Annotated in this window: 21 protein-coding genes; 7 read left to right on the forward strand and 14 right to left on the reverse strand. The window is 64.0% G+C overall.

From position 1 onward, the window contains the following. Positions 1-4: 4 nt before the first annotated feature. Positions 5-994 carry an NAD-dependent epimerase gene (locus AC0WRY_RS24285; protein WP_194403318.1) on the reverse strand — a complete coding sequence of 330 codons (990 nt, stop codon included), beginning with the start codon at positions 992-994 and terminating at the stop codon, positions 5-7. A 226-nt stretch (positions 995-1,220) separates the two neighbouring features. On the opposite strand from AC0WRY_RS24285, the gene AC0WRY_RS24290 reads away from it, so the two are divergent. Further along, positions 1,221-2,180: a lysylphosphatidylglycerol synthase transmembrane domain-containing protein gene (locus AC0WRY_RS24290; protein WP_194403319.1), complete on the forward strand. Its 960-nt coding sequence runs from the start codon at positions 1,221-1,223 to the stop codon at positions 2,178-2,180. A 23-nt stretch (positions 2,181-2,203) separates the two neighbouring features. Then, complete coding sequence (locus tag AC0WRY_RS24295; protein ID WP_285807110.1) at positions 2,204-3,202, forward strand: MraY family glycosyltransferase; 999 nt, start codon at positions 2,204-2,206, stop codon at positions 3,200-3,202. On the opposite strand, the gene AC0WRY_RS24300 is transcribed toward AC0WRY_RS24295, so the two are convergent. The 6 genes from AC0WRY_RS24300 to rfaD are packed head-to-tail and all read right to left on the reverse strand — an operon-like array spanning position 3,199 to position 11,113. Further along, positions 3,199-4,137: an NAD-dependent epimerase/dehydratase family protein gene (locus tag AC0WRY_RS24300; protein WP_285807111.1), complete on the reverse strand. Its 939-nt coding sequence runs from the start codon at positions 4,135-4,137 to the stop codon at positions 3,199-3,201. The genes AC0WRY_RS24295 and AC0WRY_RS24300 overlap by 4 nt on opposite strands. Beyond that, a complete protein-coding gene (locus tag AC0WRY_RS24305) occupies positions 4,134-5,354 on the reverse strand; it encodes a glycosyltransferase family 4 protein (protein ID WP_285807112.1) in 1,221 nt (406 codons plus the stop codon). The genes AC0WRY_RS24300 and AC0WRY_RS24305 overlap by 4 nt, the downstream gene beginning before the upstream one ends. Positions 5,355-5,356: 2 nt before the next feature. After that, entirely contained in the window at positions 5,357-7,270 is a 1,914-nt protein-coding gene (locus AC0WRY_RS24310) for an SDR family NAD(P)-dependent oxidoreductase (RefSeq protein WP_491121329.1), read from the reverse strand. Between the two features lie 59 nt (positions 7,271-7,329). Next, positions 7,330-8,640, reverse strand: coding sequence for an O-antigen ligase family protein (locus AC0WRY_RS24315; protein WP_491121331.1), 1,311 nt, complete (start codon positions 8,638-8,640; stop codon positions 7,330-7,332). Continuing rightward, the gene (gene rfaE1 / locus AC0WRY_RS24320) at positions 8,637-10,121 is read right to left on the reverse strand and encodes a D-glycero-beta-D-manno-heptose-7-phosphate kinase (protein WP_491121333.1); all 1,485 of its coding nucleotides are present in this window, start codon (positions 10,119-10,121) and stop codon (positions 8,637-8,639) included. Before rfaE1 ends, AC0WRY_RS24315 begins: the two co-directional genes overlap by 4 nt. Before the next feature lie 11 nt (positions 10,122-10,132). Continuing rightward, on the reverse strand, positions 10,133-11,113 hold the full coding sequence (gene rfaD / locus AC0WRY_RS24325; protein ID WP_285807115.1) for an ADP-glyceromanno-heptose 6-epimerase: 981 nt from the start codon (positions 11,111-11,113) through the stop codon (positions 10,133-10,135). Positions 11,114-11,269: 156 nt separating this feature from the next. On the opposite strand from rfaD, the gene waaF reads away from it, so the two are divergent. Then, positions 11,270-12,340, forward strand: a complete 1,071-nt coding sequence (gene waaF, locus AC0WRY_RS24330) for a lipopolysaccharide heptosyltransferase II (protein ID WP_491121335.1) — start codon at positions 11,270-11,272, stop codon at positions 12,338-12,340. 45 nt (positions 12,341-12,385) lie between these two features. Here waaF and AC0WRY_RS24335 read toward each other — a convergent pair whose 3' ends face one another. The 3 genes from AC0WRY_RS24335 to AC0WRY_RS24345 form a co-directional block, all read right to left on the reverse strand. Next, positions 12,386-12,769 carry a helix-turn-helix domain-containing protein gene (locus tag AC0WRY_RS24335; RefSeq protein ID WP_310473294.1) on the reverse strand — a complete coding sequence of 128 codons (384 nt, stop codon included), beginning with the start codon at positions 12,767-12,769 and terminating at the stop codon, positions 12,386-12,388. Further along, positions 12,769-13,065, reverse strand: coding sequence for a type II toxin-antitoxin system HigB family toxin (locus AC0WRY_RS24340; RefSeq protein ID WP_194408391.1), 297 nt, complete (start codon positions 13,063-13,065; stop codon positions 12,769-12,771). The genes AC0WRY_RS24335 and AC0WRY_RS24340 overlap by 1 nt, the downstream gene beginning before the upstream one ends. 179 nt (positions 13,066-13,244) lie before the next feature. Further along, a complete protein-coding gene (locus AC0WRY_RS24345; RefSeq protein WP_491121337.1) occupies positions 13,245-14,282 on the reverse strand; it encodes a glycosyltransferase family 4 protein in 1,038 nt (345 codons plus the stop codon). Positions 14,283-14,408: 126 nt separating this feature from the next. On the opposite strand from AC0WRY_RS24345, the gene galE reads away from it, so the two are divergent. The 3 genes from galE (at position 14,409) to AC0WRY_RS24360 (ending at position 18,081) form a co-directional block, all read left to right on the forward strand. Further along, positions 14,409-15,422 (forward strand): UDP-glucose 4-epimerase GalE, encoded by a 1,014-nt coding sequence (galE, locus tag AC0WRY_RS24350; RefSeq protein ID WP_259214385.1) that lies wholly within the window; start codon positions 14,409-14,411, stop codon positions 15,420-15,422. Positions 15,423-15,540: 118 nt separating this feature from the next. After that, a complete protein-coding gene (locus AC0WRY_RS24355; RefSeq protein ID WP_491121340.1) occupies positions 15,541-17,343 on the forward strand; it encodes an ABC transporter ATP-binding protein in 1,803 nt (600 codons plus the stop codon). Between the two features lie 36 nt (positions 17,344-17,379). Beyond that, on the forward strand, positions 17,380-18,081 hold the full coding sequence (locus AC0WRY_RS24360) for a fumarylacetoacetate hydrolase family protein (protein ID WP_028137558.1): 702 nt from the start codon (positions 17,380-17,382) through the stop codon (positions 18,079-18,081). A 116-nt stretch (positions 18,082-18,197) separates the two neighbouring features. On the opposite strand, the gene AC0WRY_RS24365 is transcribed toward AC0WRY_RS24360, so the two are convergent. Continuing rightward, positions 18,198-18,656, reverse strand: a complete 459-nt coding sequence (locus tag AC0WRY_RS24365) for a YybH family protein (RefSeq protein WP_491123498.1) — start codon at positions 18,654-18,656, stop codon at positions 18,198-18,200. 163 nt (positions 18,657-18,819) lie between these two features. Between AC0WRY_RS24365 and AC0WRY_RS24370 the strand changes: the two genes are divergently transcribed. Further along, a complete protein-coding gene (locus tag AC0WRY_RS24370; RefSeq protein ID WP_491121342.1) occupies positions 18,820-19,362 on the forward strand; it encodes a Spy/CpxP family protein refolding chaperone in 543 nt (180 codons plus the stop codon). 107 nt (positions 19,363-19,469) lie between these two features. Here the strand turns inward: AC0WRY_RS24370 and AC0WRY_RS24375 are convergent, their stop codons facing one another. The 3 genes from AC0WRY_RS24375 to AC0WRY_RS24385 form a co-directional block, all read right to left on the reverse strand. Continuing rightward, positions 19,470-20,399 (reverse strand): aspartyl/asparaginyl beta-hydroxylase domain-containing protein, encoded by a 930-nt coding sequence (locus AC0WRY_RS24375; protein WP_491121344.1) that lies wholly within the window; start codon positions 20,397-20,399, stop codon positions 19,470-19,472. A gap of 137 nt (positions 20,400-20,536) precedes the next feature. Further along, complete coding sequence (locus tag AC0WRY_RS24380; RefSeq protein ID WP_194403332.1) at positions 20,537-20,692, reverse strand: hypothetical protein; 156 nt, start codon at positions 20,690-20,692, stop codon at positions 20,537-20,539. 89 nt (positions 20,693-20,781) lie between these two features. Continuing rightward, positions 20,782-22,239, reverse strand: coding sequence for a flavin-containing monooxygenase (locus tag AC0WRY_RS24385; protein ID WP_491121346.1), 1,458 nt, complete (start codon positions 22,237-22,239; stop codon positions 20,782-20,784). Positions 22,240-22,258 lie beyond the last annotated feature (19 nt).

Consider the following 22,258-nt stretch of genomic DNA (forward strand, 5'->3'; position numbering starts at 1 on the left):
CATCTCAAACCTTGAAGTAGTCCCGATACCAGGTGACAAAATTATGGACCCCATGCTCGATCGGCGTTGACGGTGCAAAGCCGGTGTCGCGCATCAAGTCCTCGACATCCGCGAACGTTTCCAGCACATCTCCCGGCTGCATCGGCAGCAATTCTTTGATCGCCGTCCGGCCCAGCTCCCGCTCCAGAAGACCGACGACGTGCATCAGTTCCTCCGGATGGTGATTGCCGACATTGTAGAGCTTAAACGGCGCATTTGCGGCAGAAGGATCGTCCGAGGGCACAAGATCGATCAGCTTGGATACGACACGCGTCACATCATCAATATAGGTGAAGTCCCGGCGCATCTGCCCATGGTTGAAGAGCCGGATCGGCTTGCCGGCCATGATGGCGTTCACGAACAGAAACATGGCCATGTCGGGCCGTCCCCATGGCCCGTAGATGGTAAAGAAGCGCAAGCCCGTGACCGGCAGGCGATAGAGATGGCTATAGGACTGCGCCATCACCTCGTTCGCCTTCTTGGTCGCGGCGTAGAAGCTGACGGGATGATCGGTACGGTCCGCAACCGCAAATGGCATTTTTGTGTTGGCGCCGTAAACGGAGGATGACGAGGCGTAGACGAGATGGCGACAGCCGTTATTGCGGCAGCCCTCGAGCACGTTGAGAAAGCCGACGAGGTTGGAATCGGCGTAGGCGTGCGGCTGCTCGATCGAGTAGCGCACGCCGGCCTGCGCCGCGAGATGCACCACCTCCGTGAAACGATGCTGCGCAAACAGCCTCGCGATCGTCTCGCGGTCGGCAAGATCGGCCTCGACGAAGGAGAAACCGGAGTCGTTCTGCAACAGCGCCAGGCGGGCCCGCTTCAGTGCCGGATCGTAATAGGGGTTGAGATTGTCGAGCCCGACGACGGTGCGGCCTTCGCCCAGGAGCTGCCGGGCGACGTGAAAACCGATGAAACCAGCCGCGCCGGTAACCAAAATCGCCTGATCTGTCATCCTGTTCCCTGGGGATCCAAGCCGGCCCTGTTTAGCCGCCACCTCGATCGGCTCGCAATAGGCCCGCCGCGCGTCATGAGGACTCCTCTCAGCGTCCTTAACGAGGGTCAGCATCCTTAACGATGGCTATTGCAAGATCGGCGCCAAAACCATACCAAAGCGGCCGAATTCGGCGCCTCGCGTCGGGTTGCCTCAAATCTTCGCAAACCCTGTACATGCGGGCGAGATGCGCCGAATCCTGCTTTCTGCGGCCAAAATCCTGATTTCCGCGGCGCTGCTCTATCTGGCGCTGCGCAAGGTCGATCTGTCCGAACTGTTTTCGCGCTTCACCGTGAGCAGCCTGTTCTGGATCGGCGTGGCGATCGCGGTCACATTCCTTCAGATCTTCGTCGGCGTGCTGCGCTGGCGCGAGATCAGTGCCGTCTGCGGCGCGCCGCTCGAGCTCGGCCGCGCCATGCGCTACAACGTGATCGGCTCGTTCTTCAACCAGACCCTGCCGTCGGCGATCGGCGGCGACGCGGTCCGGCTGTGGCTCGTGGCACGCGCCGGGGCCGGCTGGCGTGCAGCCACCTACTCGATCTTCGTCGACCGCGCGATCGGCCTGATCGCGCTCGCGGTTCTCATCGTCGCGAGCCTGCCCTGGAGCTACACCCTCATCACCGATCCGCACGGACGCTCGGCGCTGCTGCTCGTCGATCTGCTGGCGCTCGCCGGCGGCGTCGGCTTCCTGATCTTCGGTGCGCTGAAATGGCGCTGGCTGAAGACCTGGTGGGCCACGCACCATCTTCACGCCTGCGCGGTGATCGCCAACCGCGTGATCTTCAGCCGCAGCCGCGGGCCGATCATCGCGATCCTGTCGATCCTCGTTCACGTCCTCGCCGTCGTCATCGCCTGGTGCGTGGTGCAGTCGATCGCGGCCCCGGTTCGCTTCAGCGATGTCTTCATGCTCGTGCCGCCGGTGATGCTGATCACGATGATGCCGATCTCGATCGCCGGCTGGGGCGTGCGCGAGGCCACGATGGGCCTGGCATTCGGCTTCGCGGGACTCGCCGCCAATGAGGGCGTCAACGTCTCGCTGCTGTACGGCGCCGTGTTCTTCATCGTCGGCGCGTTCGGCGGCCTGGTCTGGATCCTCAGCGCGGAAAAGGCCGCGCAGGGGGCCACTCCGATCGGGGTGCCGGAGTGACGACGCATGCTTGCGATCCCGTGATGACGATCGGCCTTGTGCTGCTTGCGCTCGCTGCGGCTGCGTTGCTTTCTGCCTTCATCACTTGGCGAAGTATGCCGCTGCTGCAGCGATATTCGCTGGCCCGTCCTAACCATCGCTCCTCGCATCGGATTCCGACACCGCAGGGCGCTGGTATTGCGGTTATCGCTGCAACCCTGGTGGTGGCGTCGTCATTGGCCGCCTGGATGAATACCGCCATTCCGGCAGTGTTGATCGGCTCTACAGTGCTGATTGCACTAGTTGGCCTTGCTGACGATATCAAATCATTGCCGGTGCTGCTCCGGCTTACACTACAGGCGGCAGCCGTCGGAGCTGTCGTATTATCCGCCCCCGAAACCGCTCGGATCGTGCCGTCGCTGCCATTTTCGCTGGAGCGCAGCCTAATCCTGCTTGCCGGCGTGTGGTTCGTAAATCTCATCAACTTCATGGACGGGCTCGACCTGATTACGGTCGCGGAGGTAGTGCCTGTTACCGCGTCCCTTATGATGCTTGGATGGCTTGGCGAGCTGTCTTGGCCAGCTGCGCTAGTCGCCGCAGCGCTGTGCGGGGCGACCCTCGGCTTCGCGCCCTTCAATCGGCCGGTCGCCAAAGTATTTCTTGGAGACGTCGGAAGCCTACCAATTGGTCTGCTGCTCGGCTGGTGTTTGCTGGAACTCGCCTGGCATCGCCAGCCAGCCGCAGCACTGCTGCTGCCTGCCTACTACCTCGTTGACGCTACCGTCACGCTATTTCGACGCATTGCACGTCGCGAACAGTTCTGGACAGCGCACCGCACACATTTTTATCAGCGCGCCACCGACAACGGCTTTACAGTGCCACGGGTGATCGGCGAGGTGTTTGCGCTCAACCTCCTGCTCGCGCTGCTCGCTATAGTGACGGTCCGCAGTACGCTGTTGGCGACTACGGCACTGGCATTGCTGGCTGGAGCGATCGCGATCGGCGTCGTCATCTGGCGCTTCTCTCGGCCTCGCAAGTTCTAACATGCGAGCGCCAGCCGAAGGCCCTCGTCAAGAGACACTTGTGGCTGCCAACCAATACCGAGCGCCTTGGATACGTCGAGCTCGAATGAGCCGATTAGACTATCATGTGCATCCAATCGACCGAAGATATTGAGCAAGAAATTCAACAGCTGCGGCTGCATATAGAACAACCGGGGGCGCTTGCCGGACGCTCCGGCCAAGCGCTGGATCAGTTCGGGCGTCGAGACCTGCTCCTGGTCCGCCAATAGGAAAACCTCGAAATTGCTGGTCGAGCGGGGATCAGCCAATCTCCAAACGATGAAGGAGGCGAGGTTCTGCACCGCGAGAAAGGCCCGCCGATTACGGATCCCGGCGAGCGGCAACGGCAATCCAATCTTTACTGCGCGCGTTAGCAGAGCGAAATTGCCTTTAGCTCCCTCACCATAGATCAGCGGCGGCCTGACCACCGTGATCTTCATTTCGCTGCCGCTCGACAGCCTCCGAAGACCAGATTCAGCCTCTGCCTTAGACATACCGTAGAGACCACTTGGCTTCAGCATGTCATCCTCGCTGAACGGCGGCCGGCCCGCGTTGCAGCGACCATGAACGAGAGCTGTGCTCACGAAGATAAACTGGCGCACGCCGGCCGCCGCCGCGCAACGCGCCAAATGCAGGGTGCCGGCCGTGTTGACGCTGCGATAGAGTCCTTCAGCGTGCTCCTCGTGCTTGTGATGCACGCGCGCGGCAAGATGCACGACGGCATCGACACCCTCGAGCGCGCCCGTCCAATCGGTCTCCGGGCCGATCGTTTCGATCACGACCTCGTCGCCGGTCCCCTCGGGGCTGCGCACCGCGCGGCGAACCGACCATCCCGCGCGCGTGAGCGCGGGCACGACATGACGGCCGACGAAACCGTTCGCCCCCGTCACAAGCACCACTGGTTTCCGCTCGCTCATCCTTGCTCCGCCAGAACAGGGTTGCGCAACAATTCGCCGATCACGCCGGCATAGGCGTTCATCGCGACGGTCCGGTCGAACTGTGCGGCCGCCTTCACCGCGCGTCCCGCCATGGCGTCGGCGTCGGAACGGGACGCCACACGGATCGCGTCCGCCAAAAGATCGGCGCGGCCGGGCTTCACCACCCAGCCGAGTCCGTTCTCCACCACCGTCAGCGCGGCCTCGGCCTCCGGCTCGGAGACCAGCGCCACGGGACGGCCAACCGCCAGCAGATTGTAGAACCGGCTCGGCACCGACACCCCCGCAACGTCCTTCCGGTACGGAATGATCCAGAGATTGGCCGCCGCCAGGAACGCCTCGAGCTCGGCATCCTCGACCCGCGCCACGAAGGTGACATTGGCGAGCTTCGCCTCGGCCTGCAACTGCTTCAGCCGGTCGAAGCCGATGCCCCAGCCCGAGAGCAGAAAATGGATCTCCGGCTGATCCTTCAAGAGGCGCGCCGCCTCGAACACAATCTCGGGATCATGAGTGAAGCCGAGATTGCCCGACAGGCCGACAACGAAGCCCGCCGACAGCGTCTTGCGGAACGGATTTTCCGGTGTGATCGGACGGGCACCGGGCACCAGCGTCGCCCAGTTCGGGATGAAGCGGATCTTGTTCCGCGTCATTCCGGAATAGCTGAGGAGCGGCCGCTCCGCATCGCGACCGATGGTGATGACCGCATTGAGCGCGCGGAACATCAGGCCGTTGGCGGCCCGCATCATCCGCGTCACGAACGAGCCGGGCTTCAGCAGGCCCGCCATCACCAGCACGTCGGGAAAGAGGTCATGCATGATCAGCGCCGAGCGCGCGCCCTTGAGCCTGGCCGCTGCCGCCACCGCGTAGGGCAGCATGAACGGCGCGGTGACCGTGAGCACGACGTCCCCTCGCCTCAGCTGCCGCGTCAATGCGAAGAACGTGCGCGCCGCGAACATGAGCTCGGACATCGCGCGCCGCACTAGTGCCGCCTTGCCGGCCAAGCGGTTCTTGATGGCGACGACGCGCGGCATGCCGGGACCGGTCTGCGAGGCCGGCAACGCGCCCGGCCAGCCCGAGAGCACGAGGACCTCGTGCTCGGCGGCGAGACGGCAGGCGATCTCGGCCATGATCGCCGCCGTCGTGCTGGTATCCGGCGGATAATGCTGGCTCGCGACGACGATCTTGCCGGAAGGCTGCATGGTCAGGCCGCGGTCGACCCGAATTCCGGCACCGCATCTTTCAGGATGGTCCTGATGGTGGCACGGTCCTCGCGCGCGACGGCCTGCTCCAGCGCGGTGATCCATTTGCGCAGCGTCTGCATCGGCGGCTCGTTCGGCTGCGCGGCCATGATGCCGGCAACGCCGATCTCGCGGGTCGGCTCCTCGGAGGCGAACAGGATCTCGTGCAGCCGTTCACCCGGCCGCATGCCCGTGAACACGATCTCGATGTCATAGCCGGGCTGCAGGCCCGAGAGACGGATCATGCGCTCGGCGAGATCGACGATCTTCACCGGCTGACCCATGTTGAGCACATAGACCGCAACGTCGGGACGCTGCGTGCCGAGCGCGTGCGTGGCCGCGGTGATGACGAGATCGCAGGCCTCGCGGATGGTCATGAAGTAGCGGACCATGTCGGGATGCGTCACCGTCACGGGGCCGCCGGCCTCGATCTGGGCCTTGAACTTCGGCACCACCGAGCCGTTCGACGCCAGCACGTTGCCGAACCGGACCGAGATCAATCGCATCGGTGGCCTGGCACCGCCGCTGGCCGCTGCGATGTCGTGATCGAGCGCCTGACAGTACATCTCGGCGAAACGCTTGGTCAGGCCGAGCATCGACACCGGCTCGATCGCCTTGTCGGTCGAGATCATCACCATGGCTTCGGCGCCGGCACTGTGCGCGGCATCGGCGACATTGATCGAGCCGAAGATGTTGGTCTTGACGCCCTCGCTCCAGTCGCGCTCGAGGATCGGCACATGCTTGAGCGCGGCGGCATGGAACACGATATCGGGCTTGAACTCCGCCATCAGGCGCATGATGCGATCGCGATCCCGAATGTCGGCGATCCGCCCCTCGACCTCGGCACCCGCACCCCGGGCGGCGAGCGCTTCCGTGATCGCGTAGAGCGCCGGCTCCGAGTTTTCGATGATCAGGAGCCGCGCGGCGCCGAAGGCGACGACGCGCTCGCAGATCTCCGAACCGATCGAGCCGCCGCCGCCGGTGACGATCACCGCCTTGCCGTTGATCAGGGCCTCCAGGCGGGCATAGTCGATCGTCTCGCTCGGCCGCAGCAGGAGATCCTCGACCGCGACGGCCGTGAGCCGTGGCGTGTCGCCGCTCTCCAGCGAAGGCATCCGGTTGACGATCACGCCCAGCTTGCGCGCCCGCATCAGGATCGATTCCGGATGCGCCTCCGGCTCGAACGCCGACGGCGTCATCACGAGGCGCGCGATCGGCTTGTTGCGCTTGGCGAAGTCCGCAATGACGTCCTCGATATCGTCGATGCCGCCCAGCACCGGCAGGTTGCGGATGAACTGGCCGCGGTCCGAAAGCGACGGCGACAAGACGCCGACCGGCCAGATGCGCTTGATCGCCCCGCTCTCGATGCCGCGCAGCAGCACCTCCGCATCCGCGGCGCGGCCGATCAGCAGCGTCGGCGCGGCCTCATCGGTCCGCGCATGACGCCGCACCCGCGTATAGCGGAAATAGCGATAGGCCATGCGCAGCGCGCTGAGGAAGGAGATCTCCAGGAACCAGTAGAGGACGATCGTCACCTTGCCGAGGAAGAAGGCGCCGCGAACGTTGGGGGCAACAAAGATGTAGTCGAGGACGAGCAGGGCAACCGTCAGCACGGTCGCAGCGCGAATGATATTCAGCGCGTCGGGCAGCGAGATGAAGCGCCATTTCGTCGTGGTCAGGTTCAAGACGAAGAACACGACCACGCTGAAGGCCAGAAAATAGGGCAGGATCTGGAACAGCAGCGGCAAACGGTCGAAGAAGCCGTCGCCCCCTTCGAATCGCACGTAAAAGGCGGCGAAGAGCGCTGCCGTGGTCGCCAGCAAATCGTGGAGTGCGATCAGGAAATTGCGCAAAGTGAGATGCGAAAGACGCGTCATCCGCCGACCGATGAAAACCCAGTTAGATGCAACCTGCTTGCGCTGATAGCCTATCTGGATCAGACTTGCCAGCCGCGCGGCCGGTCAGGAACCGCTTCCCCCATCTTCGCCTCGCCCCATTCGGCCCGGATCACCATGCCGCCGGCAACGCCGACGCCGATGACGTACATCCAGCCCTCGTGGAAGTCGAACAGATGGGAGTTGAACAGCGAGGTGAAGACGTTCTGCACCACGACCAGGAGCCCGATCCAGTTGGCAAGTCCGTCGCCGCGAAATAACATCAGGTGCAGGATCCAGATCGCATAGAGAACGGCGACGCCGATCACGCCCCATTGCACGGCAACGTTGAGCGTCTGGTTGTGCGGATTGCCGATCACCTCGGCCGAGGCTTTGTTCTGGCCGCCCGGCGCAGCGGCCCTTTCGAACAGGCCGCGCGTCGAGCCCGTGCCGTGCCCGGCGATCGGCGCCTCCGCAAAGAAGCCGAGCGATTTCCGCCAGAATTCGAGCCGCAGGCCCGCCGAGGTGGCCTCGCCCTTCTCGACATAGCGCGTATAGTCGCTGGCAAAGGTGTCAGCAGTCCTGCGCAATTGCGGCGAGGTCTGCCAGGCGATGGCGGCGCCGGCGAGCACGACCGCGGAGATGACGACGATGCTGCGCCATTTGAGGTGGAGCAGCGCGAACACGCCGAACATGATCGGAACGGTGACGAGCGCGGTGCGCGACACGACCACGAAGACCATGTTGACGAAGAAGCTCAGCGCCAACGCGGTCAATAGCCCCGCGAGCAGGTAGCGCCTTTCACGCAACAGCATCACGACCGGATAGGCCAGCGCGACGGCGCAAAGCGCGAATTCCTGGCTCTGGTCGATGTAGTTCTTGACGAAGATGCCGCGTTCGGGCGGATCGGTCTTGAGCGCGAGGTCCGGGTAGAAGGCGACCAGCCAGGACATCACCGACAACAAGGCGCAGGACACCAGGAAGGCGATGAAGATCCAGTGGGCGCGCGGCGACCGCTCGAAATGATAGAGCAGGACCGGCAGCACGAGCAGCTTGATGGTCGGATTGACGGCATAGAAGCGTGCGCCCCAGGTCGCGTCCGACCAGAGTGTCCCTACCAGCGCGAGCAACACCAGCGCGATCGGGGCCGCGCAGATCGGACGCTTCAAGGATTGCAGGAACGCGCGGACGTCGAGGAACGGCACCATGCAGACCAGCATCAGCGCGTTGAATATCCCCGCAAGCGAGGTCGACCAGGGCAGCGAGGCCGCGGTCAGGACCGCGAATATATCGACGGTCTCGCGCCAGGCGGCCGGGCTGCGCAGACGGCGAAGCAGCATTTCGCCGGTCGTCTCGCGTGCGAGCACCGTCACTTGCCCCCTCCCCGGGCGCGGTGGACCAGCGCCGTCGTGCTGAAGCCCTGGAGGATGTCGACCAGCACGACCACCCCGCCCGCTTCCTCGACGACCTCGTGGCCGACCACCTGTTCGCGGGTGTAGTCGCCGCCCTTCACCAGCACGCCGGGCTTGATGCGCTTGATCAGGTCGATCGGGGTGTCCTCTTCGAAGACGACGATGAGATCGACGGCCTCCAACGCCGCGAGCACCTCGGCACGCGCGCGCTCGTCCTGGACCGGCCGCTCGGCGCCCTTGAGCCGCCGCACCGAGGCGTCGCTGTTGAGGCCCACGATCAGGCGATCGCAGGCGGCGCGCGCCGCGGTCAGCACCTTGACGTGGCCGGGATGCAGGATGTCGAAACAGCCATTGGTGAAGCCGACGCGCTGGCCCTGCCTCTTCCATTCGGCGAGCTGGGCGTCGAGCGTATCAAGCTCGAGCACGATCTTTTCCTCGGCCGCGAGGCTGGCATGCGGCAGGATCTTTCGGCGCAGCTCGGCCGCACTCACGCTGGCAGTGCCCTGCTTGCCGACGGCGACCGCGGCCGCGGCGTTGGCGATGCGCAACGCCGTGTCCCAGTCCGCGCCGGCCGCAAGCGACACCGCGAGCGCGGCGGCGACGGTGTCACCGGCACCGGAGACGTCGCGCACCTTCACCGGTAATGCCGGGACGTGAACGGCCTCGCCGCTCCGCGGCACCAGCGTCATGCCGTGCTCGCCCTGGGTGACCAGGATCGCCTCGCAATCGGCTAGCCGCATCACGTCCTCGCTGGCATCGACGATGCTCTGCGGGGTATCGGCGCGACTGCGGGTCGCCTCCGAAAATTCCTTGCGGTTGGGCGTGAGCATCGTGGCGCCGCGATAGATCGCCCAGTTCAGGCTCTTGGGATCGACGATCACGGGCTTGCCAAGCTTTCGCGCGGCGTCGATGGTGTGGCGAATGACGCGCGCCGTCAGCACGCCCTTGGCGTAGTCCGACAGCAGCACGAGGTCGGCGCGCGCGATTCCCGGCAGGATCGCCTCGATCAGCTTCGTCTCGATCTCATCGGATACAGGCGCCGCCTGTTCCCAATCCGCACGCAGCATGTGCGTGGAAAAATGCTCGGAGACGAAGCGGACTTTTCGCGTGGTCGGGCGCGAGGGATCGCACACCAGCACGCTTTCGATTGCAGCGAGCTCGTCCAGCGCCGTCTTGAGCCGTGCACCGGCATCGTCCTCGCCGACGAGGCCGACGAAAATGCAGTGCGCGCCGAGAGAAGCGACGTTGCGCGCAACGTTGCCGGCGCCGCCGATATGGATCTCGCTGCGCTGGGCCGTGATGACGGGCGTCGGCGCTTCCGGCGAAATCCGCGAGACCTCGCCATAGACGAACTCGTCCAGCATGATGTCGCCGATGCACAGCACCGTGCGGCCTGAGATGGCTTGCGCGAGGGCGTCGAAATCGAGAATGGGCGTCGGCATGGCGTTGGGCCTCAGCGGAAGCGGTCCGGCCGGTCGAGGTAATCCCCGACATAGGCCTTCACCGCGTCCTCGAGCGTCGTGAAGCCGCCGTTATAGCCGGCGCGGTGGAGCCGATCGACCTCGCTCTGGGTAAAATACTGATAGGCCCCGCGGATCTGCTCGGGCATGTCGATATATTCGATGTTGGGCTTGGTGCCGAGCGCCGCATAGGCAGCCAGCATCAGGTCCCTGAAGCTGCGCGCCTTGCCGGTTCCGACGTTGAAGAGGCCGGACACCGACGGCGTCGCGAGCAGCCACATGACGACGCGCACGACGTCATCGACATAGATGAAATCGCGGCGCTGATCGCCGTCGGCGATGCCCTCGCGATGCGACTTGAACAATTGCACGACGCGGCCGGCCTTGACGTCGTCGAAGCGGCGCGCCAGCACGCTCATCATCGAGCCCTTGTGGTATTCGTTGGGGCCGAACACGTTGAAGAATTTCAGGCCGACACATTGCGGCGGCAGCGGATCGCTGTTCGCACCGCGCGCGGCAACCGCAAGATCGAACATGTGCTTGCTCCAGCCGTAGAGATTCATCGGCCGAAGCTTCTTCAATGCGGGGATCGAGGCGTCGTCGTCAAAACCCGTCTCGCCCTCGCCATAAGTCGCCGCCGAGGAGGCGTAGATGAACGGCACCGCGTTCGCTGCGCACCAGTCGAGGAGGCGCATCGACAAGCGGAAATTGGTCTCGAACACGAGGTCGCCGTCGGTCGCGGTGGTCGCGGAAATCGCCCCGAGATGGATCACGGCATCGAGCTTGCGACCCTTCAGCCAGTCCATCAGCTCGGCCGGCGGGACGATATCCACAAGCTGGCGCTTGGCGAGGTTCCGCCACTTGCCATCGCCGCCCAGCAGATCGCAAACCACGACGTCGCTGCGGCCCGAATCATTGAGCGCGGCCACGACATTCGACCCGATAAAACCGGCCCCGCCGGTCACCAGCAACATTCCGAAATCCCTGCCCGATTATTTGCGGCCCAGTCCTGCCGTAGCGCATGAGCCGCCAAAGTGTAAGCGCTTTTGGGATTGAGCGGTTTGCCCGCTTTACGTGCCGGCCGGGAGCGGCTACCGAACCGCCAAAATCATTGCGGCCTCATTTAACGAATGAATCAAAATTCACAACTTAGTGGAGATGCGGACCGGAGCGACACCCGCCCGATTCTGATCATTCCCTATATGTGGATCGGCGATTTCGTCCGGAATCACACAGTCGTACGGGTCCTGAAGCAGCGCTGGCCGAACCGGCCGGTCGATCTCCTCACCACGTCGCTGTGCGCCCCCTTGGTCGATTACATGCCCGGCGTGCGCGAGGGGATCGTCTGGGACCTGCCGCGCGGCCGCCTCGCCGTGGGCCGGCAGCTGGCCTTGGCCAAGCTCCTGCGCGAGCGGAACTACGGTACCGCCCTGGTGCTGCCGCGCACCTGGAAGGCTGCCATCGCGCCTGCCCTGGCCGGTATTCCTGAACGGGTCGGCTTCGTCGGCGAGTTCCGGTTTGGCCTGCTTAACCGCTGGCGCTGGGGCGAAAAGAAACTGCCCCGTTTCATCGACAAGAACGCCGCCCTGGCCCAGCCCGACGGGGCCCCCCTGCCCCCGGAATGGCCGGTGCCTCAATTGCGGGTCTCCCCCGAGGAGATCGTCCGCTGGCGGCAGGCCAACGGTCTCAGCGCCGCAGCCGCGGTGGCGCTCGCCCCTGGCTCGGTAGGGGCCTCAAAACGCTGGACCTACTATCCGGAAGCCGCCCGGCTCCTGGTCGAGCGCGGGCTGGAGGTCTGGGTGGTCGGCGGCCCCGGGGAAAAGGCCCTCGCCCAGGAGATCGTCGCGGCCGGCGGCCCGGGCGTGCGGGACCTCACCGGCAACGACTTGCGCAACGGCGTGCTGGCCATGGCGGCCGCAGGCGTCGCCATCTCCAACGATTCCGGCCTGATGCACATCGCGGCCGCGCTCGGCACGCCCACCATGGGCATTTTCGGCCCGACCAGCCCCTATCTCTGGGCCCCCCTCAACGGCCTCGCCGCGACCGTGGTGCAGGACAAGGAAGCGCTGTCCTGCCAGCCCTGCCAGAGCACGATCTGCAAGATGAACGACCACAGATGCATGCGGAATATCGCAGCGAGCGAGGTGGTGGCGATTGCGCAGCGGGTGCTGGGCGAGGCTGGGGCGAAGGCGGAGAACTGAGCGCCGCTGGCGAACGCGATCCGCATCGCCGCTACGCCAGCACGATCAAGCATGTGCACGCGACAGCTCATATTGAGCCGTCAAAGCGCCAATGGGAATGCTCCATTCCTTGCTGATCGTCCGGATCATATCCAGCGTCAGTGGACGGATGCGATTCAAGACTTCGGACGCCCGATTGCGTCCGATCAGAGCCGCCAATTCTGTCTGCGAGCGCCCCATGGATTCAATTGCGAAATGGAGAACGTCGATGGGATCGCCCCGGGTGGTCGCGAAGTGATTATCCTCGTACGCCTTGATGAGTGAGGACAAAACTTCGAAGCGATCACCGTCAGGCGTGCCGGGAGCGGGCTCGGCCTCGAAATAGCGGGATACTTCACCGATAGCCCAATCGTAATCTTGTTCGTTGCGAAGCGGCCTTACGTCCATCATCACACGGTCTCCGCGTCTATTCCGTCGTACTCTGCATGCGTGCCGACAAACTTGATGAGAGCTGTTTTGAACTTGTAGGAGAAGTGAACCACAAGGCGATACTTGTTGCCGCCAATGTCGAAGACGGCTCTGTTGTCGCCAACAAAGTCGATGTTGTTTCCAAACGCTCTCTTCAGGTCTGCGGGGCCGCTCCAGTCACCCTTCGAAACGATTTCGTACCAGGTGCCCAAGGGAGTTTCCGCTTGGGGGTATCGCTCCCAAAAGACCTTGAGCGCCCTTCGAGCTATTACGTTCATAGCCATAGCATGTTCCCAATTCGGGATCAACGCAAAATTCCCAAAACGGGAACAAAACTCTGGCGCCAACGACATAAATCCGCAGGTCAGTGCTGTTGCCAACCCATTGATTTACTTATGGCCGCCTACTGTGCATGGGGTTGTTTTCACAGTTTTAGTTTGCGGATGAGGGCGGCAGGTCAGAGCAGCGGCCGATAGACCTCCCCGATCCGAGCCGCTTCCGCATCAAGGCTGAACTTTGCAAGCACCCTCGCCCGCCCCCGCTCGCCCATCACGGTGGCCGCAGCAACGTCGCGCATCAGCGGCTCCAATGCCGCCGCCAATGCATCGGCATCGCCTGTCGGGATCAGCACGCCGCTTATCCCATCCTCGACCACGAGTTCGGCCGCGCCGGCGCGCGCGGCGACGAGCGCGCTGCCGGCCGCCATCGCCTCGATCAGTGTCAGGCCAAAACCTTCGTTGCGCGAGGTGAAAGCGTAGATCGTCAGCCGCTGATACCAGCGCTGCACATCTTCGATCGGCAGCTCGCCGGTGATGACGATGCGCGATTGCAGACCGGCGGCCTCGATCCGCTTTTTCAGATCGTTGGCAAAGGGCATCTGCTCCGCCGTGACCTGACCGACGATGACGGCGGTGAAATCCGGATGGCGCGGCAACAGGCGGCACATCGCATCGACGAACAGATCGGTGCCCTTCTGCGCACGCACGCGGCCGAAGCAGCCGACGGCGTAGCGGCCCGGCAGCGCGGCTTCCGCGAAGGCCGCCGCGCGATCGACCGGCGGCGCGTAGACGTCGGTGTCGACGCCGTGCGGGATCACCGTCGCCTTCACCTTCAGGAACGAAGCCGAGAGATCCGACGTCGCGATGATCGCGTCCATGCGCCGGATCAGCCAGCGCGTGATCCAGCTATGATGCCGCTGCGCCGCCGAGGTGAACACGAGCTTCAGCGGCCAGCCGAGCGCGCGCAGCACGACGCCCGCGATCATCTCGTTGTTGCGCCGTGCGTGCCAGATCAATGGCTGCTTGCGGCGCCATAGCTTGAGAAAATCGGCAACGCCGAGGCGCGCGATGCCCGTTGGCGCATCGGAGCCGAACCAGGCGGCGCGATACAATTTCGCCAGCCGCGGCGCCACCATCCGGTTGGTCGCGGTGACGCCGGAATAGCGCCTGTGCAGATTTGGCACGATCACTTCGAGATCGCCGGGGGAATTGGCCACGTCACGCTCCGTTTCGTACGCCCCCTATACGCAACATTAAGCATAGTGACCAGTTCGGCCGCCCCGATACCCCCTCTTCACCACGCAGACGTTAGCTTGCAGCGTTGATCGAAGACGGGTGAGATCATGACTGTGCTAGTCACCGGCGGCGCCGGCTACATCGGAAGTCACACGGTCCTCGCGCTGGCGGAAGCCGGCGAAGACGTCGTCGTGATCGACGATCTCTCGACCGGATTTTCCGCGTACCTGCCTGAGGGCGTACCGCTGTTCATTGGCGATGCAGGCGACGAGAACCTGCTCGAAGGCGTGATCGCCCAGCACAACATCGAAAGCATCATCCATTTCGCCGGCTCCGTCGTCGTGCCGGATTCGATGCGCGACCCGCTCGGCTATTACCGCAACAACTTCATGACCGCGCGCAACCTGCTCAACGTCGCGGTCAAGCGCGGCATCAATCGCTTCATCTTCTCCTCGACCGCCGCCGTCTATGGCAATCCGGACCAGGTCCCGGTGCCCGAGCACGCGCCGACGCGGCCGCTGTCGCCTTACGGCTCCTCGAAGCTGATGACCGAGATCATGCTGCACGACGTCGCCGCCGCCTACGGCATGCAGTACGTGACCTTGCGCTATTTCAACGTCGCCGGCGCCGATCCGCACGCCCGCATCGGGCTGGCCACCGTCGGCGCGACGCATCTGCTCAAGATCGCGGTGGAAGCCGCCACCGGCCAGCGCGCCAAGATCGACGTGTTCGGCACCGACTATCCGACGCCCGACGGCAGTTGCATCCGCGACTTCATCCACGTCACGGACCTCTCGCAGGCGCATCGCTCGGCCCTTGCGTATTTGCGCAATGGCGGCGCCTCGACGACGCTGAATTGCGGCTATGGCCGCGGCTATTCGGTGCTGGAGACCATCGACGCCGTGCGTCGGGTGTCGGGCCGCAGCTTCGCCGTGCAATACGCGCCGCGCCGCCCCGGGGACATCATGACCATGGTCGCCGACACCAGCCGCATCCGTGGCCTGCTGGACTGGAAGCCGCAATACGAGGACCTCGAGACCATCGCGGCCCACGCGCTGGCCTGGGAGGACAAGCTGTTCCACGAGCGCCATGGCGAGCTTCGCCACGCCGCCTCGGCCTAGAATCATCCCCAGCGCAAGCCCTTAATTGGGCTTGAAAAACCCCGCTTGAGCGGGCACAGAGGCCCATCGATCCCTGACGCGCGGGCAGGCTTTGTCCTGCGCCGTCAATGGACACCGGATGGCCCAGTTTCCAAAGAAAATCACCGACGATCCCTATGCGGCGATGGCCCTCGTGCGCCGCCTGGCCACGGAACAGGGGATCGTCTACTGGCGGCGCTACCTCGTTGCCTTCGCGCTGATGGCGGCGGCCGCGGGCGCGACTGCGGGCGCGACCTACGTGCTCGGCCAGGTCATCAACCAGGCCTATGTCGACAAGAACATCCCGGGCATCGCGATGTTCTCCGGGATCACGGTGCTGCTGCTCTTCATCAAGGGCGTGGCGACCTACGGCCACATGGTGATCCTGACCAAGATCTCGAACGCCATCCTCGCCACCAACCAGCGCCAGCTGTTCGCAAAACTGATGCGCGAGAGCGTCGGCTTCTTCTCCGAGCGCCATTCCTCCGAATTCCTGGCGCGGCTGACCGCCGGCGCCAAGTCGATCACCGACGTGCTCAACATGCTGGTCAACGCCATCGGGCGCGACCTGTTGATGCTGCTCGCCATGATCGGCGTGATGGTGTGGCAGGACCCCGTGATGTCGTTCATCGGTCTCGTCGTGGTGCCGCCGGCGATGCTGGTGCTGCGCAAGCTCGTCAAGCGCATCAAGGGCCTCGCCTTCAACCAGTTCACCGGCACCGCCGACATCATGGAGACGATGCAGGAGTCGCTGCAGGGCATCCGCACCGTGAAGGCGTTCACGCTGGAAGAGACCATGCAGAAGCGCATCGACGAGAACATCGCGATCGTCGAGCGCAATGCCAACAAGATGGCGCGCGTCGCCAACCGCTCCAATCCGTTGATGGAGATGCTCGGCGGCTTCGCGGTCGCCGGCTGCCTGATGTACGGCGGCTACAGCGTGGTCGCGCTCAACGCCACGCCCGGCGCGTTCTTCTCCTTCATGACCGCCTTCCTGATGGCGACCGAGCCGGCCAAGCGGCTGGCGCGGCTCAACATCGATTTGAACAGCCAGCTCGTCGGCGCGCGCATGCTGCTCGAGATCGTCGATAGCCCGGCGAGCGAGCATTCCGACGACGACAAGCCGCCGCTGAAGCTCTCCGAGGCGCGGATCGAGCTGCGCGACGTCAGCTTCGCCTACCGCAGCGGCGAGACCGTGCTCAACCGCATGAGCTTCGTGGCCGAGCCCGGCAAGGTCACGGCGCTGGTCGGGCCGTCCGGCGGCGGCAAGTCGACCGTGCTGGCATTGCTCTTGCGCTTCCACGAGGTGACGCAGGGCGACATCGTGATCGACGGCCAATCGATCGGCGCGGTCTCGCGCAAGTCGCTGCGGTCGCAGACCGCTTATGTCGGCCAGGACGTTTATCTGTTCCGCGACACCATCCGCAACAACATCGCCTTCGGCAAGCCGGGCGCGAGCGAGGACGAGATCATCGAGGCGGCGAAGGCGGCCTGCGCGCATGATTTCATCATGGGCTTCCCGCTCGGCTACGACACGCCGGTCGGCGAGCACGGCACGCAACTGTCCGGCGGCCAGCGCCAGCGCATTGCGGTTGCGCGTGCACTGATCAAGAACGCGCCGATCATCCTCCTGGACGAAGCCACCGCCGCGCTCGATTCGGAGTCTGAGCGGCAGGTGCAGGAGGCGATCGAGCATCTCTGCCAGAACCGCACCACCATCGTGATCGCGCACCGCCTGCACACCATCATGCACGCAGACAGGATCCTGGTGGTCGAGGGCGGCGAGATCGTCGAGCAGGGCCGGCACGAAGAGCTGCTCCGCCGCGGCGGCCGCTATGCCTCGTTCTTCCGCCTGCAACACCACGATTCCGGCGCCCTGGCGCCGATCAGCGCAACCGCATAGAGTTCGTTCCACCTCAAGAGCAGCGAGACCCGCTTCATGAACGCCGCCTCCTACGTCATCCCGCTTCCGCCCCAGGCTTCGCTTCCCGTCGTCGGGGAAAGCGGCCGTTATCCCGTGCGCCGCATCTGGTGCGTCGGCCGCAACTATCTCGAGCACATCCGCGAGATGGGCAATGACGAGCGCGCCCCGCCGTTCTTCTTCGCCAAGCACGCCGACATGCTGGTGCCCGACGGCGCCACGATTCCCTATCCGCCGCTGACCAAGGATCTGCATCACGAGGTCGAGCTGATCGTCGCGATGAAGAGCGGCGGCCTCAACATCCCAGCCGACAAGGCGCTCGATCACGTCTACGGCTACGCGGTCGGCATCGACCTCACCCGCCGCGACCTCCAGATCGCCTCGCGCAAGAAGGAGCGCCCGTGGGAGATCGGCAAGTCGTTCGACGGCTCCGCCCCGTGCTCCGCGATCCAGCCGGCCTCCAAGATCGGCCATCCCGCCAAGGGCAAGATCTGGCTCACGGTCAACGGCAAGGAAGCCCAGAAGGGCGACCTCACCGAGCTGATCTGGAACGTGCCAGAGATCATCTGGCAGCTCTCGCAGCAGGTGAAGCTTGCCGCCGGCGACATCATCATGACCGGCACCCCGGCCGGCGTGTCCCAGCTCCAGCCCGGCGACAAGCTCGAATGCGGCGTCGACGGCGTCGGCACGCTGAAGGTCAGCATCGGCCAGCCCGAGTAATCTCGGAGCGTAGGGCGGATTAGCGATAGCGTAATCCGCCACCCTCGCGGCCATCGGTAACGCCGATTGCTGTTCGACTGTAAGGCGGATTACGCTGCGCTAATCCGTCTTACACGCTACCAGGCCTTCACCGGCCGGTTGGCATAGCTTGCCTGCGGCACACCGCGGTTGAGCGACATGTGCGAATGCACGCACAGCCAACTATCGCCCTCTCTTGAAAACACCATCGTCGCCCGGCCCGGGCGCGGAAATGGGTTGCCATCGGGATGATAGCCCGTGCTTGTCCACGGCGCGATCACCGTGGCCATCGTGCCGTCGGGCGATGCCAGGATCGAGGTCTGGTCGAGCACGAAACGGAAGTCGGCCGTCTTCGGCCAGACATTGTCCCATTGCGTCGAGACCCATTGATCGAGGCCGGGGATGACATCGTTGTGCGTGCCGAAGGCCAGCACGTCCGGATGAAAAAGCGGCCGCGCCGAGGCGTAGTCGACCTCGCGGACATAGCCGGCGAAGGTCTCAAGCCAGGCGCGGAAGAATTGCACGATCTCGGTATTCGCGGTCGGCAAGGAGGCCATCACCTGCTCCACATTCGACAACTCAATCACGGCAATCTTTGTTGCCATGAGCCGGGCCATCCAGCAAGATTTAGCTCCGGGATCACTCGATCGCGATAGGGGTAACTCGCAGCCGGCTCTGATGCTTCGACATCGGCTGGCTCGATTTGATGGAGCCAGAGTCATGAACCGCCTCCTTCTGCTTGCTGCCGCTCTCCTCCTCACCGGCAGCGCAGCCAGCGCACAGTCCAGCCAACCCTATGCCGGTCTGGAAGGGCGCTCCATCAAGACGCTGTCGCAGCAGCAGATCGACGATCTTCGCGCCGGACGTGGCATGGGCCTGGCTCTTGCCGCGGAGCTTAATGGATATCCCGGTCCCAGCCACGTGCTCGAGCTCGGCGATCGCCTCGCCTTGACCGCCGATCAACGCGCCGAGGTCCGGCGGTTGTTCGATGCCATGAAACAGGAAACCGTTCTGCTGGGTAACAAGCTCGTCGAACAAGAAAGAGCGCTGGAAGACCTTTTCGCCTCCCGTGCGATCACATCGGAAACGCTCAAGACGAGCATCGGAGCCATTGCCGAAACGCAAGGGCAGCTCCGCGAGAGCCACCTCAAATATCATTTGTCGACCGCTGCCTTGCTCGATCAGAGCCAGATGCAGCGATATGCAGAGTTACGGGGCTATCAGCGTCCCGACAGCCACGCAGGGCACAAGCACCATCATTAGACAATGCCGATCGAGATCAGGCGATCACGGCAAGATAGGCAAAGAACTCCATATCGGCACGATGCAAGGGCGAACCAAGCTATGCTGATCCGCCCTCCTGCAGCGCTTCAATTCAGTGCCGAATATACGATGAGGCCGAGGATCAGCGCCGTCAGCGAGTATTTCAGCGTGTAGTAGACGTTGCGGTTCCACTCCTTGACCTTGCGGCTCGCAAGATGGATCTCGTAGAGCTTGCCGAACACCTTGTTGAGCACGCCGACATTCTCACCCTCGACGTTCTGGGTCGCCGACGCCTTGACGATGTGATGGCTGACCCAGCGGTTGATCGCGGTCATGAAGCCGAACTTCATCGGGCGCTCGACGTCGCAGAACAGGATGATGCGATTGACGTCGGTCGCATTCTCGGCGCTGTGGATGAAGGTCTCGTCGAACATGAAGGCCTCGCCGTCGCGCCAGACGCATTCGACGCCGTCGACCAGGATGCGGCACTTGTTCGAGTTCGGCGTGACCAGGCCAAGGTGATAGCGCAGCGAGCCGGCGAAGGGATCGCGGTGCGCGCCGAGCTTGCCGCCCGGCGGCAGCATCGCGAACATCGCGCCATGCACGCTCGGGATCGACTTGAGCAGCTCCACCGTCTTCGGGCACAGCGTGTTCGCCGAGGGCAGGAAGTCATCGTACCATTTCAGGTAAAACCGCTTCCAGCCGCTCTTGAAGAACGAGTAGAAGCCCCAGTCGTTATTCTTGGCGGCGGCGCGAATGAAACCCTCGTCGAACAGGCGCACGGCCTCGTCGCGGATGGTCTCCCAATTCTCGCTCAGCGGCTTCAGCTCCGGAAACTGCTCGACCGAGATCACCGGCTTGTTCGGCACCGCCGAGCCCGCATACATCAGCACATTGTAGGGTGCCAGATAGGTCGAGTGATCGCCGAGCTGGCGCGCAAAGCGCAGCCGCTGCCTGCCGCGGAAGTGGACGTAAATCGTCGAGGCCGCCAGCACATAAAGAATGACGAGTTGCGGCGCAAAAAGCTGTTTCAACATTTCCCCGTTCCCCAGTGAACCCAGCCGGGGACGTCATCTACTCCGGCCGAACGGGCGCGACAAGATGCTCACCGTTGGGTTGCGTTCACACTGGAGAGAGCGGACGAAGGAACCTGGCGCCGGCCGATCGAGCCAAATCAGGTCCGGGACAGCGCCTGGAGGCCCTTGAAGGTCAGGCGCTTGGGGTCGGTGACGCCAGCCTGATAGAGACGGCGGATGAAGGCGACGACGGCGTCGCGGTCGCAATCGGTCAGCGCGACGACGGCGTCGACTGCGATTCTCTGGGCTTCCATTGGGCTTACCTCGGCCTTGCGAGTAACCCCGGCCGAGACAGGCTAGGACTGATCCGTAAATCCGGCGTTAACCGTCCGGGTCACAACCGTCAGGAGTATCGCATCACGCCATCGTCGATGCGGCCGAAGCGCAAGGTGACGATGTCGAGCGCGTAGTTCTGATACAGCCGCCACGGCTGCTTGGAGCCCTGCTTCGGCATCTTGGCCACCGAGCGCTGCACATAGCCCGAGGTGAAATCGAGCGAAGGCTGCGCGGTGATGGCGGGGTCGTCATTGTGCGGCATGCACTGGCGGAAATTGTGCCGGTCCATGTAGTTGATGAGACGGCAGACATATTCGCAGGTGAGATCGCATTTCAGCGTCCAGGACGCGTTGGTGTAGCCGAAGGCCGAGGCCATGTTCGGCACGTCGGCATACATCATGCCCTTGTAGGTCAACGTCTTGGCGAAATCGACGACCCGGCCGTCGACACTGACCTCGAGGCCGCCGACGACCTGGAGCACCAGCCCGGTCGCGGTCACGATGATGTCGGCCGCAAGCTCGCTTCCGTCCTTCAGGCGGATGCCGTCGTGTGTGAACGTGTCGATCTCGTTGGTCACGACGCTGGCGCGCTGCTCGCGGATCGCCTTGAACAGGTCGCCATCGGGCACGAGGCACAGCCGCTGGTCCCAGGGATTGTAGCGCGGCGTGAAATGGGTCGCGACATCGTAATCGGGGCCGAGCGCCATCCGCACCCCGCCGAGGATCAGGTTCTTCACCTTGTCCGGCCGTCGCCGGCTGAGCTGGAAGAAGAACATCCCCCACATCACGTTGCGCCAGCGGATCAAATGATAGGCCAGCCGCGCCGGCAGATTGCGGCGCAATTTGTTGGCGACGGGATCCTGCGCCGGCCGCGACACCACATAGGTCGGCGAGCGCTGCAGCATGGTGACCTGTGCGGCCTTCTTGGCGAGCTCCGGCACCAGCGTCACCGCGGTGGCGCCCGAGCCGATCACGACGACGCGTTTTCCGGCATAGTCGATGTCCTCGGTCCATTTCTGCGGGTGCACGATGCGGCCCGCGAAATCACTGGCGCCCTTGAACTCCGGCGTGTAGCCCGCCTCGTATTTGTAATAGCCCGAGCACATGAAGAGAAAATTGCAGGTGAAGCGCACCAGCTCGCTCGCGCCCTCGCCCGTGATGCGCTCGGCTTCCACCGTCCAGCGCGCGTCTGGCGTCGACCACGACGCGCGCTTGACGCGATGGCGCAAGCGGATGTGCTTGTCGATGCCGTTCTCGGTCGCGGTCTCGCGCACATAGTTCAGGATCTGCGGCCCGTCCGCGATCGCCTTCGGATCGGTCCACGGCTTGAAGGAATAGCCGAGCGTGAACATGTCGCTGTCGGAGCGGATGCCGGGATAGCGGAAGAGGTCCCAGGTGCCGCCGATGCAGTCGCGGCCCTCCAGAATGACGTAGCTTTTGCCCGGGCATTTGGTCTGGAGATGATAGCCCGCGCCGATGCCGGACAGGCCGGCACCGACGATCAGCACGTCGAAATGGTTTGCCATGACGTTTCTCCTCGACGGC

The sequence above is a fragment of the Bradyrhizobium sp. T-12 genome (genome assembly GCF_058314695.1).

What these genes read in the sequence shown, in the direction of transcription:
- AC0WRY_RS24285 (WP_194403318.1), bottom strand. Translation starts at nt 994, where the DNA reads ATGACAGATCAGGCGATTTTGGTTACCGGCGCGGCTGGTTTCATCGGT.
- AC0WRY_RS24290 (WP_194403319.1), top strand. Translation starts at nt 1,221, where the DNA reads ATGCGCCGAATCCTGCTTTCTGCGGCCAAAATCCTGATTTCCGCGGCG.
- AC0WRY_RS24295 (WP_285807110.1), top strand. Translation starts at nt 2,204, where the DNA reads ATGACGATCGGCCTTGTGCTGCTTGCGCTCGCTGCGGCTGCGTTGCTT.
- AC0WRY_RS24300 (WP_285807111.1), bottom strand. Translation starts at nt 4,137, where the DNA reads ATGAGCGAGCGGAAACCAGTGGTGCTTGTGACGGGGGCGAACGGTTTC.
- AC0WRY_RS24305 (WP_285807112.1), bottom strand. Translation starts at nt 5,354, where the DNA reads ATGCAGCCTTCCGGCAAGATCGTCGTCGCGAGCCAGCATTATCCGCCG.
- AC0WRY_RS24310 (WP_491121329.1), bottom strand. Translation starts at nt 7,270, where the DNA reads ATGACGCGTCTTTCGCATCTCACTTTGCGCAATTTCCTGATCGCACTC.
- rfaE1 (WP_491121333.1), bottom strand. Translation starts at nt 10,121, where the DNA reads ATGCCGACGCCCATTCTCGATTTCGACGCCCTCGCGCAAGCCATCTCA.
- rfaD (WP_285807115.1), bottom strand. Translation starts at nt 11,113, where the DNA reads ATGTTGCTGGTGACCGGCGGGGCCGGTTTTATCGGGTCGAATGTCGTG.
- waaF (WP_491121335.1), top strand. Translation starts at nt 11,270, where the DNA reads ATGAATCAAAATTCACAACTTAGTGGAGATGCGGACCGGAGCGACACC.
- AC0WRY_RS24335 (WP_310473294.1), bottom strand. Translation starts at nt 12,769, where the DNA reads ATGATGGACGTAAGGCCGCTTCGCAACGAACAAGATTACGATTGGGCT.
- AC0WRY_RS24340 (WP_194408391.1), bottom strand. Translation starts at nt 13,065, where the DNA reads ATGAACGTAATAGCTCGAAGGGCGCTCAAGGTCTTTTGGGAGCGATAC.
- galE (WP_259214385.1), top strand. Translation starts at nt 14,409, where the DNA reads ATGACTGTGCTAGTCACCGGCGGCGCCGGCTACATCGGAAGTCACACG.
- AC0WRY_RS24355 (WP_491121340.1), top strand. Translation starts at nt 15,541, where the DNA reads ATGGCCCAGTTTCCAAAGAAAATCACCGACGATCCCTATGCGGCGATG.
- AC0WRY_RS24360 (WP_028137558.1), top strand. Translation starts at nt 17,380, where the DNA reads ATGAACGCCGCCTCCTACGTCATCCCGCTTCCGCCCCAGGCTTCGCTT.
- AC0WRY_RS24365 (WP_491123498.1), bottom strand. Translation starts at nt 18,656, where the DNA reads ATGGCCTCCTTGCCGACCGCGAATACCGAGATCGTGCAATTCTTCCGC.
- AC0WRY_RS24370 (WP_491121342.1), top strand. Translation starts at nt 18,820, where the DNA reads ATGAACCGCCTCCTTCTGCTTGCTGCCGCTCTCCTCCTCACCGGCAGC.
- AC0WRY_RS24375 (WP_491121344.1), bottom strand. Translation starts at nt 20,399, where the DNA reads ATGTTGAAACAGCTTTTTGCGCCGCAACTCGTCATTCTTTATGTGCTG.
- AC0WRY_RS24380 (WP_194403332.1), bottom strand. Translation starts at nt 20,692, where the DNA reads ATGGAAGCCCAGAGAATCGCAGTCGACGCCGTCGTCGCGCTGACCGAT.
- AC0WRY_RS24385 (WP_491121346.1), bottom strand. Translation starts at nt 22,239, where the DNA reads ATGGCAAACCATTTCGACGTGCTGATCGTCGGTGCCGGCCTGTCCGGC.